The 14461-nt window shown below is 65.3% G+C and carries 12 protein-coding genes; 8 read left to right on the top strand and 4 right to left on the bottom strand.

Going from position 1 to position 14461, the window contains the following annotated elements; all coding sequences use genetic code 11:
* Positions 1-4: 4 nt before the first annotated feature.
* From ABEA06_RS06700 to ABEA06_RS06710, 3 genes are read right to left on the bottom strand one after another with little or no spacing between them, the layout of a single operon-like run.
* The gene (locus ABEA06_RS06700) at positions 5-2386 is read right to left on the bottom strand and encodes a transglutaminase family protein (protein ID WP_345310988.1); all 2382 of its coding nucleotides are present in this window, start codon (positions 2384-2386) and stop codon (positions 5-7) included.
* On the bottom strand, positions 2383-3807 hold the full coding sequence (locus ABEA06_RS06705) for a DUF58 domain-containing protein (protein ID WP_345310989.1): 1425 nt from the start codon (positions 3805-3807) through the stop codon (positions 2383-2385). Before ABEA06_RS06705 ends, ABEA06_RS06700 begins: the two co-directional genes overlap by 4 nt.
* The gene (locus ABEA06_RS06710; protein ID WP_345310990.1) at positions 3804-4769 is read right to left on the bottom strand and encodes an AAA family ATPase; all 966 of its coding nucleotides are present in this window, start codon (positions 4767-4769) and stop codon (positions 3804-3806) included. The genes ABEA06_RS06705 and ABEA06_RS06710 overlap by 4 nt, the downstream gene beginning before the upstream one ends.
* A gap of 111 nt (positions 4770-4880) precedes the next feature.
* Here ABEA06_RS06710 and ABEA06_RS06715 point away from each other — a divergent pair, with 111 nt between their 5' ends.
* From ABEA06_RS06715 to ABEA06_RS06730, 4 genes are all read left to right on the top strand, one after another.
* Positions 4881-5882, top strand: coding sequence for a TatD family hydrolase (locus ABEA06_RS06715; protein WP_345310991.1), 1002 nt, complete (start codon positions 4881-4883; stop codon positions 5880-5882).
* 255 nt (positions 5883-6137) lie between these two features.
* Complete coding sequence (gene rsmA, locus ABEA06_RS06720; protein WP_312397646.1) at positions 6138-7094, top strand: 16S rRNA (adenine(1518)-N(6)/adenine(1519)-N(6))-dimethyltransferase RsmA; 957 nt, start codon at positions 6138-6140, stop codon at positions 7092-7094.
* Positions 7091-8104, top strand: a complete 1014-nt coding sequence (locus ABEA06_RS06725) for a 4-(cytidine 5'-diphospho)-2-C-methyl-D-erythritol kinase (RefSeq protein WP_345310992.1) — start codon at positions 7091-7093, stop codon at positions 8102-8104. The genes rsmA and ABEA06_RS06725 overlap by 4 nt, the downstream gene beginning before the upstream one ends.
* Positions 8105-8147: 43 nt before the next feature.
* Positions 8148-9608, top strand: coding sequence for an RNB domain-containing ribonuclease (locus ABEA06_RS06730; protein WP_345310993.1), 1461 nt, complete (start codon positions 8148-8150; stop codon positions 9606-9608).
* On the opposite strand, the gene ABEA06_RS06735 is transcribed toward ABEA06_RS06730, so the two are convergent.
* Positions 9605-10963: an APC family permease gene (locus ABEA06_RS06735; protein ID WP_303383488.1), complete on the bottom strand. Its 1359-nt coding sequence runs from the start codon at positions 10961-10963 to the stop codon at positions 9605-9607. The genes ABEA06_RS06730 and ABEA06_RS06735 overlap by 4 nt on opposite strands.
* 168 nt (positions 10964-11131) lie before the next feature.
* Here ABEA06_RS06735 and ABEA06_RS06740 point away from each other — a divergent pair, with 168 nt between their 5' ends.
* The 4 genes from ABEA06_RS06740 (at position 11132) to ABEA06_RS06755 (ending at position 14416) form a co-directional block, all read left to right on the top strand.
* Positions 11132-11836 carry a TetR/AcrR family transcriptional regulator gene (locus tag ABEA06_RS06740; protein WP_303383487.1) on the top strand — a complete coding sequence of 235 codons (705 nt, stop codon included), beginning with the start codon at positions 11132-11134 and terminating at the stop codon, positions 11834-11836.
* Positions 11833-13245 carry a flavin monoamine oxidase family protein gene (locus ABEA06_RS06745; RefSeq protein WP_303383486.1) on the top strand — a complete coding sequence of 471 codons (1413 nt, stop codon included), beginning with the start codon at positions 11833-11835 and terminating at the stop codon, positions 13243-13245. Before ABEA06_RS06740 ends, ABEA06_RS06745 begins: the two co-directional genes overlap by 4 nt.
* 81 nt (positions 13246-13326) lie before the next feature.
* Positions 13327-13620, top strand: a complete 294-nt coding sequence (locus ABEA06_RS06750; RefSeq protein WP_345310994.1) for an antibiotic biosynthesis monooxygenase family protein — start codon at positions 13327-13329, stop codon at positions 13618-13620.
* A gap of 157 nt (positions 13621-13777) precedes the next feature.
* Positions 13778-14416, top strand: a complete 639-nt coding sequence (locus ABEA06_RS06755; protein WP_345310995.1) for an HD domain-containing protein — start codon at positions 13778-13780, stop codon at positions 14414-14416.
* The last annotated feature ends 45 nt before the right edge of the window (positions 14417-14461 follow it).

A 14461-nucleotide genomic window follows, 5' to 3' on the forward strand; every position in this document is an offset into this window, starting at 1 on the left:
AGCCTCAGCGCCGGAAAATCGACGCCGGCCACCACGTGGCGCGCAACCTCTGACCTCGGTCGGCACGGTTCGTGAGTTCGTTGCGCACCGTGCCGAGATCCGCGGCGGACGCTGACGGCTTCCACGAGGCGTCCGGGGCGGCGTAGGTGGCGTGCTCCATATCAGAGACGATCCGATCCACTGCCTCCGACGCCGCCGGGATCCCCGCTGCCATGCGCCGGGCTCGCACACGCGGGGTGTCTGATGCCTTGGGAGATCCGCCGTGGTCCACGGACAAGTCTTCCAACTCGTTCCACGCCGCGTTTGCCCGGTCCTGGGGCGAAAGCGAGGCGTCGGCCATGTCCGTCAACCGGGCCCGGCGGCGTCTTCCGCGCACGAACCGCGGCACGGCGGCCAGAGGTAGGAGAAGCAGCAGGACGCCGCCGAGCACCAGCACCCACAGCGGAATCATGAGTGCGGTGCTGGGTTCCTGCTGCGCATCTTCGGGTTCAGGTGTCCCCGGAGCGGGCGGTTGGCTTTGCTCGTCCGTGGGCTCCGAGGTCGGCTCCTGGGGTTGGGATGGCTCCTGGCTGGGTGTCTGATCGGGCTGGCCGGAGGCGTCCTGAGCGGGTTCGTTGCCGGATTCGGGCGCGTACTCCGGGGTGGTGGGAATGCCGGGCGTGGGTTCAAAACGCACCCACCCGACCCCCTGGAAGTAGAGTTCGGGCCACGCGTGGGCATCACCGGTGCCCACCTGGAACTGTTCTCCGCCCCGCGAATCATCGACCGGGGCCGTGGGCAGATAACCGATCGCCACGCGGGCGGGGATACTGACCTCGCGAGCCATCAAGGCCATTGCGGGCGCGAAATGCCCGGCGTACCCGGTGCGGGTCTCCATGAACTGTTCCATGCTGTCCATACCGCCGGCGTCGTAGCCCTGGGCGAGCGGGGCGTTCACGTCGTACTGGAAGTTGTGCCGCAGGCCGTTCTGCAGCGCCAACGCGCGGTCGTAGTCGTTCTCGGTGCCCGCGGTGAACTGACGGGCGGCACTGCTGATCGACTCGGGCATTTCGTCGGGCACCCCCAGGTAGTCGGCCAGGTCGCCGTTCGCGTTCGACGGCGCTGCCGAACGCATCGCGTCCGGCGTGGCCTGCGGAGCTGAGGACGTCACGGTGAACGTGCCCCCGGACATGTCCGAGTTCGCGCTGAAGACGGAGAGGTCGCGGGGGTTCCAGGACCAGCCCTCGGTGCCGATACCCGCGAACTCGGTGGGCGCGTACGGGGCAGGCAGCCAATGCTCGTTGTAGTCCTCGAACGTGACCTTGGTGGTCACGGGGTTTTCACGGGACACCGGATTGGTCTCCGGGTCGGCGAGACCAGCCAGGCCCTCTTCCAGGTTGTCCGTCTGTGGGAAGAACTCGGGCTGAGAGAAGTCGGACAGGCTCATGAGCCGCATGTATTTGGGCTGCCCGTCGGAGGTGGTGTAGCTGAAGCGCTGAACCCGTTCGCTCTCTCGCAGACCCTGACCCACCGCGCGCAGCGGACCCACACCGGCGGCACGCTCGGAATTGAAGGAACTGCCCTGCGGGAAAGCACCGCTGAAGAACCCGGGCATGACCGTGGGAACGAGAAGGCTCACGGCCAGGACACCGACAATTACCAGCAGCGCGCGCGGCAGACCGCCGGGGGTCGGCGCAACATGCTGCAGACGGGTGGCACCCCACAACCTTGACCCGGCGAGCAGGGCCAGCGCGGAAAGGATCGCGGCGCCCAGACCCCATATCGATACGCTGCCCGGCAAGGTCAGTGCGGGCACCACGAGCAACGCCAGGATGCCCACGCACGCCAAACCGGCCATGCGAAGGCCCAGCAGCGCGGTCTCCATGAACACGGCCACCAAGCCCACCAGGGCGCTCAGCACCAGAGCCAAACCGGCATTCTCTTCGTAGGGCGCGGACTGCCGGGCCACGAACGAGCCGGACTCACTCCACAGCGAACCCACTGCGGCAAGGGTGCCCGGGGTCGGAATGAACCCCAGCAGCGCATGATCGCTCACGTGCACCACGGTCAGCGCCAGGATGAGAGCGGCAAGACCCAGAACGGTCACCAGCGCAGAAGGCAAGCGCAGCCACCGCGCTGCCGCGGTGACCAGCACAACGATCACCACGGTGACCGCCACGGGCAGCACCCACCAAAAACCGGCGAGCGCCCCGGCCATCCCCACGCAGCCCAGGGCGACGCTTGCCAACAGCAACGCGTGCAACGGGAAGACGGCCATGTGCGGTGCTCGTTGGTTCCGCGGTGGTTCGGGGGGCCAGGAATTCTCGGGCGCCGCCGGCGTGGACTCGGCCCGCCCAGCGGGTCCCGTGCCGTCCCACGGGGTGGCCGGTGCGGCGGTGTGGCTCATGCGGTAGTCCTTGATCGGAAGTGCCCCATCACGTGGCCCATGTTCAGGTGTTCGACTCCGGGCGGCGCGGGCGGCGGATCCAGAAGTGTGGCGCCGTCCAGAATGGAGGTCCACGCGGCGTCAATGTCCGTCCAGCGCGTCACGAGCACCACGGACCAACCGGAGGTCGCCAGAACATCTGCGCTCTCGGGGCGGGCCAGGGGAGGGTTGAGCACCATGATCACCGAACCGGCGACGTTACTTTTCGCCGCGCTCACGTAGCGGCGCGCTGCCTCAGCGGACAGCTTGCCCGTGATGAGCAACAGCGGGTGGGTCAACGCTTCGCGGTCGAAGCGGGCGATCAGCGGATCGGTCGCGGCGTCGGGTTCGGGGCGGGACACCAGCGCGGCCTGCGCCAATCCGTGCACCACTTCAAGAGCCGTGTTGTCCGTGACGGACGTGTCGCGCTGGTCGGTGCTCTCCATGTCACCGCGCGGCAGCGCACGACCCTGGTCATCCAGGGCAAAGACCACGGTTTCGCGGCGGGTCAGGTGGTCCAACATGGACGCCGTGGCGCGTACGCCCCATTCGAACTCCTCGGTGGACGGCAGGATGCCCGCCCACACGCGCTCGCCGGGCCAGTGCTCCTGGGTCGTGTCCAGGACGAGCACGGCCTTGCGCGTGCTACGCGGGTCCTCCTGGCGCACCATGAGCTCGCCGTGCTTTGCCGACGCCGCCCAGTGCACCCGTCGCATCGGGTCGCCGTGGCGGTATTCGCGGGTGGTCACGTTGTCCGGACCGGGTTGGGGCATGGCCCGTCGGGAGGGATCACCGCCGGTTTCACGGACCCGGGATGCGCCCAGTTCGGTGAGGTCCTCGGCGCCCGGGGCGACCTGCAGGGTGGTGCGCTCGGCCACGTCCAACAGCTCGGTCACCACGCCGAACGGGTCTTGGACCCGCACGGTCGCCGGGCCCAGTTCATACATTCCACGACGCCGCGGGCGCACCGTGTACTCCACGGGCACGCCTGAGACGGGGACCGAGAAGTCCCGGTCCTTGCCCAGTTGCGGATCCACCGTTTCGTGAACCTCGACCGCGGCGCGATCGTGAACGGTCGAGCCCGAGGTGTCCGCGCGGCGTCGGGAACCGAACTGCGAACGACGTCGTACGCGCAAGGCGACCGAGGCGGCGTCGCCCACCGTGACCAGCGCCGGATCCACGGAACGTTTGAGCAGCACGCGGGGTTTGATCAACCACATTGCCAGCGAGGAAAACAACGGGAGCATGCCCAGGAATAAGGACAGCGCCAGAACGTCCTTACGGCCCAGCCACGTGGCCGCGACCAGGCACACGACGGCCGCGACCAGGAAACACCAGCCGCGCACCGTGAACTTGGCGCGGGAATCAACCCGCGCCTCGGCAGTGGAGGCGGTGTTGCTCATCGAGATCCGCTGCCGTCCTCGGTGGGGACGCGAACGTCATCAAGGATGGCGCGCACCACGTCCTGGGCGCTGTCGGTGCCGGAACGGCGCTCGAGTAACAGGCGGTGGGTGAGTACGGGTACGGCGATGGCCTTGACGTCGTCCGGGAGCACATGGCTGCGGCCGGCCAGGGCGGCCTCGGCGCGTGCGGCGGCCTGCAACTGCAGGGCGGCGCGGGGGCTGGCACCCAGGCGCAGGTGCGGGTGGGTGCGGGTGGCCTGGCACAGGGACACGATGTAGCGGCGCACGGCCGTGGACACGTGCAACGAGCGCACGTAGTCGACCAACTGCGTGGCCTGGTTGATGTCGAGCACCGGTTGCAGATCCTTGAGCGGTGAGCCGGAGCCGTGGCCGGCCAGCATGTGCACCTCGGCGTCAGCGTCCGGGTAACCCATGGAAATCCGCGCGGTGAAACGGTCGCGCTGGGCTTCGGGGAGCGGGAAGGTGCCGTCCATCTCGACCGGGTTCTGCGTGGCCACCACCATGAATGGCGTGGCCAGCTGGTAGGTGGTGCCGTCCGCGGTGACCTGGGATTCGGCCATGGCCTCCAAGAGCGCCGACTGGGTCTTGGCCGAGGCGCGGTTGATCTCGTCTCCGATCACCAGGTTCGCGAACACCGGCCCGGGCTTGAACTCGAATTCGCGGCGCACCTGATCGTAGACGGAGACACCGGTGATATCGGTGGGCAGCAGGTCCGGGGTGAACTGGATGCGACTCACCGTGCCACCGATCGCACCGGCCAGCGTGCGGGCCAACATGGTCTTGCCCACACCGGGAACATCCTCCACGAGCAAATGACCACCGGCCAACAGAACCGTGAGTGCGGTGCGAGTCTCGGTGGGCTTGCCGTCGATCACCGAGTTCATGCGGTCCAGGATGGCTTGGGTGTGCGTGGAGAACTGCTCCATGGTTCCTCGTCTCATGAGAAATCGTTGTATCTGTGTAAGTTGTTCATATTCTCTCGCATAGTCACCGTCTGCCAGTCATGTTGAGCGGGGATGCCCCGGCCGGGTTGCGCGTCGTATCGTGGGCGGGTGATCGAAACGCCTATTGTCACCACGCTGTGGGACACCCATCAGCGCCCCCAGCCCCAGCCCGGAACCACTCCCGCGGCCTATTCCGCCGAGTGGTATCGGCTGCCGGATTCGGTGGAGAGCGGCGAAGGAACCGAACGCCGTGCCCTCACCGACCGCGACGGTCGACGCCGCGACGTGGAGTTCCCCGCGCTGCCCGGACCACTGCCGCACCCGGTCGTGGACAACCACACCCACCTGGACATGGCGGACGGACTGGTTCAGGTGTCGGTGGCGGACGCGATGGATGCGGCGCGCTCCGCATCGGTGCTCGGGCTCGTGCAGGCCGGTTGTGATGTGGAATCCTCCCGGTTTGCCGTGTCCGCGGCCCAGTCCGTGCCGGGTGTGCTGGCTGCGGTCGCGTTGCATCCGAACGAAGCACCGTCCTTGGCGGCCTCCGATTCTTTGGACGAGGCCTTGGCGGACATTGCTGCGCTGGCCTCCCAGGATCGGGTGCGGTGCATTGGGGAGACCGGCCTGGATCACGTGCACACATCCGAGTCCGGGTACGCGGCACAGGAGGAGTCCTTCCGAGCGCACATCGAGTTCGCCAAGAAGCACGGCCTGGCCCTGCAGATCCACGACCGTGAAGCCCACGCGGACGTGGTCCGCGTGCTGCGCGAGGTCGGGGCGCCGTCACGAACGGTGTTCCACTGCTTCTCCGGTGATCCCGAGTTGGCGCGCATCTGCAATGAGAACGGCTGGTACATGTCCTTCGCGGGGACGGTCACGTTCAAGAACGCCAAGCCCTTGAAAGCCGCGCTGCTTGAAGCGGACCGATCACTCATCCTGACCGAGACGGATGCCCCGTTCCTCACCCCACACCCGTTCCGAGGCAGACCCAACGCCCCGTACATGGTCAACTACACGGTGCGAGGGATGGCGGAGATCCTCTCTGCGGACCTTGAGCAGTTGTGCCAGCAGATCTGGGCCAACTCCGAAAGGGTGTACGGGCAGTTCTAGGGATTCGGGACCGATGCGGGTGACACTCGGGGCGGAGCTTCGGGGTATTCGAGGGCCGCTGACATCTGAGGCCGAGGTTCGCGGTGATTCGGGGCCGCTGACATTTATGGCTGAGGTTCGCGGGGCACAGCTACGTATCTCTGCCCCAAATGTTCGCAGCCGCCACAACCCCTCGAAGCTCTGCCCGAAATGTCAGCCCCACCCGCGAGATCCCTCTCCGGGAGGCATCCCACCCGAGCAACGTAGGATGAACCGGTGACCGACCAGAGCCTTGACGGCCCGCTCCTGGGCCCCGCAGAAATTCGAGAACTGGCCGAGCGAGCGGGCATTCGCCCCACCAAGACGCTCGGCCAGAACTTCGTGATCGACCCCAACACGATTCGGCGGATCGTGGCCACGGCGCATCTCACCTCGGACGATCACGTCCTGGAGGTGGGGCCCGGCCTGGGGTCGTTGACGCTGGGTCTGCTGGCGGCGTCGTCGGCGGTGACGGCGGTGGAGATCGACCCGCCGCTCGTGGCGCAGCTTCCGGAAACGGTTGAGCGGTTTTATCCGGAGGCCGCGTCTCGCTTGACCGTGGTGCAGCACGACGCCGCTCGCGTCACCGACCTGCCCGGCGCCACCCCGCCGACGGCGCTCGTGGCCAACCTGCCGTACAACGTGGCCGTGCCGGTGCTCCTGCACATCCTGGAAACGTTCCCCACCGTGCGCCACGGACTGGTCATGGTGCAGGATGAGGTCGCCGATCGCCTCGCCGCGGGGCCGGGATCGAGGGTGTACGGTGTGCCGTCGGTCAAGGCGAACTGGTATGCGGAGGTGTCCAAGGCCGGTGTGATCGGCAAGAACGTGTTTTGGCCGGCACCCAAGATCGCGTCCGGGCTGGTGCGGTTCGAACGTCGTGACCCGCCGGCCGATGAGACGCTGCGCAAGGAAGTTTTCGCCGTGATCGACGCTGCCTTCGCCCAGCGGCGCAAAACCCTGCGTGCGGCGCTGAGCGGCTGGGCCGGATCCGGTGCGCGGGCGGAACAGATCCTGCGCGCGGCCGGTATCGAACCCGGCGAGCGCGGTGAAAAACTTGATGTCAAGGCCTTCGCGCGGATCGCGCGGGCCGCGGCAACGGTCCCGGATCCGCCAACGCAACCGCAGGCAGAACAGCCAACGCCGGTCACCCGGGAGACGCAGGCGGAACCGGCCACGGAGCACCACGAATGAGCCCCGCCGGATTGTGGGCCGCAGCCTCGGCCCCCGCCAAGACGAACCTGGCGCTGCACGTGGGGGACCCCGGGCCCGACGGGTTCCACCCGTTGGAAACCTTGTTCATCGCCGTGGACGTCCACGAAACCGTGACGGCCTCGATCAACTCCCACGTGACCCGGCGTGGCAGCGGAGTGCTGGTGTCCGTGTCCCCGGCACCGGGTAGCGAGTACGCGGAAATGATCCAATCCGGTGCGGCGAGGCTGTCGGACATTCCCCTGGACTCGTCGAACCTCGCGGTGCGTGCCGCGCTCGCCGTGTGCGCGGCTTACGAGTGCAATCCGGGGATCGAGCTGCGGATCGACAAGGCCGTTCCCGTGGCCGGTGGCATGGGTGGAGGGTCTGCGGATGCCGCCGCCGCACTCGTGGCCGTGGACGCGTTGCTCGCCCGGCACCTTGATCGGCCCCGGTTGGGCCGTGAGCGGCTCATGGGCATCGGGTCCGAGCTCGGTGCAGATGTTCCCTTCATGGTCCTCGGTGGTCTGGCCGAAGGCCGGGGCAGGGGCAACGACCTCCGCGCCGTGGAGACCGGGAACCAACTTCATGTGGTGTTCGTCCCCCAGGATCAGGGGCTGTCGACCCCGGCGGTCTTCCGGCAATGGGACCGTGCGCATCGGGCCACTGTGGACCAGGGAAGCGCCCAGGCCCCGGACCCGTTGAATCGGACGCTCGTGACGGCTGCCGCCGTGGGTGATGCCGCGGGGGTGGCCACGTGGGTCCGTAATGATCTGCAGCCGCCCGCCATCGAGCTGCTCCCCGAACTGGCCGCGCTGCTCAACCACGGCGTGGACCTCGGCGCGCTCGCCGGGTGGGTTTCCGGATCGGGGCCCACGGTGTGTTTCCTGGCCAGATCCGCACAGGATGCGGACAACCTGGTCGACGGCTTGCGCCGCGAGCACCGGCACGCGTTTTCGACCACGGGGCCCGTGGAGGGTGCCCAATTGATCCCCGAGTGGGGCACAATCTAGACCAATGCGCCCGCGCTCGCGGACCTTGACGTGAGGAGACAGCATGCCCATCCGTCCCCACCAGGTCCAGGCCGTGCCCAAGCCGCTCGTCGAGGGTTTGGAAAAGCTCCGCGAGGATTTGACCATTCCCGAGGACTTCTCGGTCGAGGTGCACGACGCCGCCCTGCACGCCGCGCGGTATCCTCGCCTTCCCGAGCTGGACCGTACCGATCTGGAATTCGTGACCATCGACCCGGAGGGCTCCCGGGATCTGGATCAAGCGGTGTTCATCGAGACATCAGGGTCCGGATACATCGTCTGGTACGCCATTGCCGATGTCGCCGCGTTCGTGAGCCCCGGGGACCCTCTCGACCTGGAGGCCCACATCCGCGGCCAGACCCTGTACGGTCCGCACAAACGCACTCCGCTGCACCCTCCGGAGCTCTCCGAGGATGCCGCGAGTTTGCTCGAGAACGAGACCCGCCCCGCCGTGCTCTGGCGAATTACTCTGGATGAGAAGGGGCACCAGACGGCTCGCACTGTCCGGAGGGCCCTGGTCCGCAGCCGCGCCCAATACACCTACCGGGAAGTGCAGGACGCCCTCGACCGCGGTACCGCCTCGGAACCACTGCAGCTGCTCAAGACCGTGGGATTGCTGCGCGAACACATCGAGCACGAACGCGGCGGTGTGAGCCTGCAAATTCCCGAGCAGGAGGTCGAGACGTCCAACGGGGAATGGCACATTGTGCATCGTTCCGCGCTCCCGATCGAGGGGTGGAACGCGCAGATCTCACTGCTTACGGGAATGGCCGCCGCCGACATCATGCTCGATGCCCGGGTGGGTCTGCTGCGGACCCTGCCCCCCGCCGACGCCGCCTCGTTGCGCACACTTCGTGAGACCGCCAAGGCGCTGCGGATCGACTGGCCGCCCGACATGGACTACCCCGAATTCGTGCGCACCCTGGACCCGCAACGCCCGGATCACGCGGCCATGCTGTACTCGTGCACACTGTTGTTCCGCGGGGCGGGATACCTGGCGTTCAACGGGCAACGGCCGGACAATGCGCAGCACGCGGCCCTTGCCACCCATTACGCGCATGTGACGGCTCCTCTGCGGCGGCTGGTGGACCGCTACGCGGGCGAAGTCTGCCTCGCCGTGTGTGCGGGGGAACCGGTCCCCGAATGGGTGGCCACCGCATTGGCCCAGTTGCCCAGGGAAATGGAATCATCCAACCGCAAGGCATCGGCCTATGAACGCGGCATCGTGAACATGGTGGAGACGTTCATGTTGTCCCCGCATGTGGGCAAGGAATTTACGGGCACCGTGGTCGAAGTGGATGAAACCGGGGAGAAGGGTCGCTTCATTATCAGGAATCCGGCCGTGGAGGCGGGCATCAGGGGCGTGGATCTACCGTTCGGGCAGGAGATCCGGGTGCGCCTGGTGGATGCCGATCTGCGGAACGGACAATCGCGGTTCGAACTCGTGTGCTCGGAGGCCGTGCTCTCGGCGACAGCCGATTGTTAGCTCTCCAAATGCATGCGCGGAACCGGCCTTGTGAACATCCGCGTGTGCCACATCAATTGAATGAAGCCCACAGCTATCCACGCCAATCCCAAGAGAACCGTATTTCCCGTGAGGCTCGTCCACAGCCATGCGGTGAGAAAAAATCCGATCAGGGGAATAACTCCATAACAGATCACCGCGCCCACCGAGCGGCGTCGATCTCGGATCAAGAACGTTGAAATGACGCTGAGGTTGACCATGCTGAAGGCGGTCAACGCTCCAAAACTGACGATGGAGGCAACGAAATCGACATCCGCGAAGACGGCCGATGTCGAGATGACGGCTACGACGAGAATTGCACCCACGGGCGTTCGAAAACGACGGGAAATGGTGCCGAACAATTTGTGGGGAAGTACACGGTCGCGGCCCATCGCATAGAGGATTCTTGAAACCGAGGCTTGCGATGCCAGCGCAGAACCAAGGGCACCGGTGACATAGGCGGCCAGAAAAAGCGCTGTCAACAGGTTTCCACCAATGTGGGCCAGGACTGAGATAGCTGCAACATCCGCGTCGTCTCCGGAGATGACCGCGGGGTGGGCCATGTAAGCGAACCATGACACGGACACGAAGAATACTCCGCCGATGATCGTGGTGAGAATGACAGCCCGAGGGATTGCTTGTTTAGGCTTCTGCGCTTCTTCAGCCATGGTCGAGATCGCGTCAAACCCAAGAAATGAGAGGCACAGTACTGCCGCGCCTGCGGCTACCGCGGTCAGATTGAAATCCGAACGAACAAATGGGTCCAGCGGGTTGGCGGCCGGGTCAAATGCTCGAGCCGCGAAGACGAAGAAAATTAGGAAGAAAACGATCTGCAGCAGGACAAGCACCATGTTCGCGCTCTTCACCACCAGGATTCCCACAATGTTGAGCACGGTGACAAGCACCAGGGCCGTCAGCGAGAAAACCCATGCCGGAATGGATGGGAACTGTTCCGAAAGGTACAGGCCGATCAAGAGGTAGTTGAGCATCGGCAGCAGGATGTAGTCGATCATGACCGCCCATCCGGTGAGGAAACCAATGCCGCCACCCAACCCCTCCCGGGTGTAGGCGTACGCCGAGCCGGCCGAATCGACTCTGCGCCCCATGAATGCATAGCTGCAGGCCGTGAACAGCATGGCTGCCAGGGTGATGAGATAGGCGCTGGCGAGGAATCCGCCGGTGATGTCGTTGACTATGCCGTACGTCGTGAAGACCGTCATCGGCACCATGTAGGACAACCCGAAGAACACAAGAGTGGGGAGTCCCATTGATCGGCGTAGGGAGCCACCCGGTTCGCGGCTGGCTCCTGTGGGTTCGTTGAGTTGTGGACTGAGCATGACCTGTGACTCCTATGTCCGGGGACCTGCACGTTTGTGGCCTGGATCAAAGCACGGACGTCCGGTGTCCTTGACACCTCACCGGGACAGCGGCATATTGACCATGTGGTCAATATCACTTTCCCGAGAGCCTAGGGTGGGCGCCGGGGACTGTCAATGGAGGCGATGGTGAGCAAGAAAGCCGGGGATGAAGGCGGCGGAACCGCCGGTGTGCGCCGTCGTTTGTCACCTGAGAAGCGCCGGGAGGCCATTGCGGCCACAGCACAACAACTGGCTCTGACCGAGGGACTGCAAAACCTAACGCATCGGAACATCGCTGCACGGCTAGGGGTCACCCACGCATTGGTGGTGCACTATGAGCCGAGTATTGAATCCTTACGGCTGCGCGTTTACCTGGACCTACTGCAGACCGAATTCGTGACGGTCACGTCGCACGTGGCCCGATACTCCAAGGCAGTACACAAGCTGTCCGAGTTGATTCGTTTGACGAGCCGGCCGGGCAGAGAAGACTACGCCGGAGTGTGGCTCGACGGGTGGAGCCTAGGGCGACGTCATCCGGAGACGGCTGACGCAGTGCGCCTCATGATGGACCGTTGGCAGGCCATGGTGGCCGCCATCCTGGAACAGGGCATGTCGGACGGGGACTTCGATGTGCCGTGTGCGGACAGCTGCGCCTGGGAAATCATTGCTCTCCTGGACGGGTTCAACGCGCACACCATCGTCGGTTACCGAGACCCGGGGCAGTACCGCGAGCGTATTTCGGCACCCATTGAAGCTCGATTGAACGTGCCCCCCGGAACTCTGACCAAGGATCCGCCGCCCCCGATGCAGAAGCCCGCGGATGGTGCACCGCGACAACAGGAGGAACAGTGAACGACGCCAAGCGTAACGACGTCCCCGAAAGAACCACGGACGTGGTCGTGGTGGGGGCCGGCATTGCCGGACTGACGGCTGCGGAACTGCTCGTGGAGCACGGGCAGGACGTCATTGTGTTGGAAGCCCGGGAACGAGTGGGAGGGCGACTCGAGGGCGGACACTTCACATCGGGTACGAGCATTGAACTGGGCGGCCAGTGGGTCGGACCCACTCAGGACGAAGTGCTGGCATTGGCTGAACGGCTGGGACTGGAGACCTTTACCGTGCGTGACAAAGGCAGGTCACTGCTCTTCGCCGAGGGTGGACGTCAAGAAAGCGATGATGACACGTTCGGCCTGCCGGGTGAGTCGGCGCGTGCGTTCCAGGAGTTGGTGGAGACCATCGACGGCACCGCCGCAACCATTGACCGGCAAGCCCCGGGGAACTCTCCCGGTGCCGCCGGTTTGGACCGCATGACGGCGGCTCAGTGGTTGGACGACACCTGTCAAGACCGCGCCGCCCGGAGATTCGCGGACACGTTGTTGGCGTCCATTTTTGCCGCGGAATCGGACGAGTACTCGGCCCTTCACATGTTGTACTACTTGAGTTCGGGAGGCGGCCTGCACCGAATGATGATCACCATCGGCGGGGCCCAGGATTCCCGCGTCCGCGGTGGTACGCACCAGCTGGCGGAACGCCTCGCCGAGTCCCTCGGCGACCGGGTAGTGCTGGACCACGAGGTGCTCGAGATATCCGAGTGGGACACGGAGCAGAGACTCAAGGCACCCAACAACCAGGCCATGGTCAGAACCACTAGTACGCGATACCGATGTGATCACGTGATCGTGGCGCTGCCGCCGGTCATGGCCGCAAGAATTGACTACGCACCGCCTCTTCCCGCCAATCGGGACATTGCGCAGTCGCACATGAACGCGGGGAACGTCATCAAGTTCCAGATCGAATACGACACGCCGTTTTGGCACGCGGAAGGGCTCAGCGGGACGGTACTCAGTCTCGACCACCACGTTTCCCTTGTGTACGACAACGGTGTTCCCGATTCCCAACGGGGCATTCTGGTGGCTTTCGTGGAGGGTCGCCATGCTCGGGCCTTCAATGACCTGTCCGAGGAACAGCGCGCTCAACTCGTCGTGGATGATCTGGAATGCTTCTTCGGGGAGACGGCATCTCGGCCGACCGAGGTGCTGCAGCGCAATTGGTCCGAGGAGCCCTTCACGCGGGGTTGCTACGGCGGGCGGTTCGGCACCGGATTGTGGACCACCGTGGGGGAGCACCTCGCGAAGCCACTGGGGCGCATCTCCTGGGCGGGCGCGGAGACGGCGTCCGTGTGGAACGGGTACATCGACGGCGCCATCAGATCCGGCCAGCGAGCGGCGGAGGAAGTCTTATCGACTATTGGGAAGCGCTGAAGGTGCGGATTATCCAGCTCCGACTCACCTCTGACTCCTAGTCTTGATTCCACCTCATCGACCATTGAAAGGTAGGCGCACATGTCCGTCGTCAAGATCAATGCCATTGAAGTTCCCCAAGGTGCCGGGCCCGAACTGGAGCAGCGCTTCGCCGCGCGCAAGCACTCGGTGGATTCCGAGCCGGGTTTCGAGGGCTTCCAGCTGCTGCGCCCGGTGGCGGGGGAGAACCGCTACTTCGTGGTGACCACGTGGGCCACCGAGGAGGACTTCGTGGCCTGGCGCGACGGTAATGCGCGCGCGGCACACGCCGGCCAGGGTAAGAAACCCGTGGCGACCGGAGCCAGCTTGCTCGAGTTCGAGGTCGTAGAACTCTAAGTGCGATCGCCGCCCGCTGACCCGAATAAGGGTCAGCGGGCGGTGTTGAACCGGCCACGGTAATAGCTGGGCGCCAGGCCGGTGGCTTCACCCCCATGGCTTCCGGAGTGGGAAGCAACCAGACTGAGCAACGAACCAACTGATAAGGAGCCTCATCATGACTGACACCATTGCCGGCATCTCCGTTCCCGATACCGCATTGACGCGTGAGATCACCGAGTACATCCGTGACACCGAGGACGACCTGCTGTACCACCACTCCCGTCGCGTGTTCTTTTTCGGTGCCTTCCAGGGCCGGGTGCGCAACCAGTCCGTGGACCACGAGCTGCTCTACGCGGGTGCCATGTTCCATGACATGGGGCTGACCCAGGGGTACATGGATTCCACGCTGCGCTTCGAGGTGGATGGTGCGAACGCGGTCAAGGAGTTCCTGCTGGATCACGGCACCTCCGCCCAGCGCGCCCACGACGCGTGGCTGGCCATTGCCCTGCACACCACCCCGGGCGTTCCGGAGTTCTTGTCCCCGGAGATCGCACTGGTCAGTGCGGGTGTCGAAACCGACGTGCTCGGCATGCACCTGGAAGACCTCACCGCCGAGCAGCGGGACGCCGTGGTGGAAGCCCACCCACGCCCTGACTTCAAGAACCGGATCCTCAACGCCTTCAATGACGGCAACGTGCACCGCCCGCACTCCACGTTCGGCAACATGAACGCGGATGTCCTGGAGCACTTCAACCCGGACTTCAAACGCGACAACTTCGTGGAAATCATCAAGGGCAATGACTGGAGCGAGTGATCCCACAAGGGGCGTCGCCATTGACCCTGCCTAGGTGAGGTCGTC

The sequence above is a fragment of the Kocuria gwangalliensis genome, from assembly GCF_039544365.1.
Taxonomy (GTDB): domain Bacteria; phylum Actinomycetota; class Actinomycetes; order Actinomycetales; family Micrococcaceae; genus Kocuria; species Kocuria gwangalliensis.

What these genes read in the sequence shown, in the direction of transcription:
- ABEA06_RS06705 (WP_345310989.1), bottom strand. Translation starts at nt 3,807, where the DNA reads ATGAGCAACACCGCCTCCACTGCCGAGGCGCGGGTTGATTCCCGCGCC.
- ABEA06_RS06750 (WP_345310994.1), top strand. Translation starts at nt 13,327, where the DNA reads ATGTCCGTCGTCAAGATCAATGCCATTGAAGTTCCCCAAGGTGCCGGG.
- ABEA06_RS06755 (WP_345310995.1), top strand. Translation starts at nt 13,778, where the DNA reads ATGACTGACACCATTGCCGGCATCTCCGTTCCCGATACCGCATTGACG.
- ABEA06_RS06700 (WP_345310988.1), bottom strand. Translation starts at nt 2,386, where the DNA reads ATGAGCCACACCGCCGCACCGGCCACCCCGTGGGACGGCACGGGACCC.
- ABEA06_RS06730 (WP_345310993.1), top strand. Translation starts at nt 8,148, where the DNA reads ATGCCCATCCGTCCCCACCAGGTCCAGGCCGTGCCCAAGCCGCTCGTC.
- ABEA06_RS06735 (WP_303383488.1), bottom strand. Translation starts at nt 10,963, where the DNA reads ATGCTCAGTCCACAACTCAACGAACCCACAGGAGCCAGCCGCGAACCG.
- ABEA06_RS06725 (WP_345310992.1), top strand. Translation starts at nt 7,091, where the DNA reads ATGAGCCCCGCCGGATTGTGGGCCGCAGCCTCGGCCCCCGCCAAGACG.
- ABEA06_RS06710 (WP_345310990.1), bottom strand. Translation starts at nt 4,769, where the DNA reads ATGAGACGAGGAACCATGGAGCAGTTCTCCACGCACACCCAAGCCATC.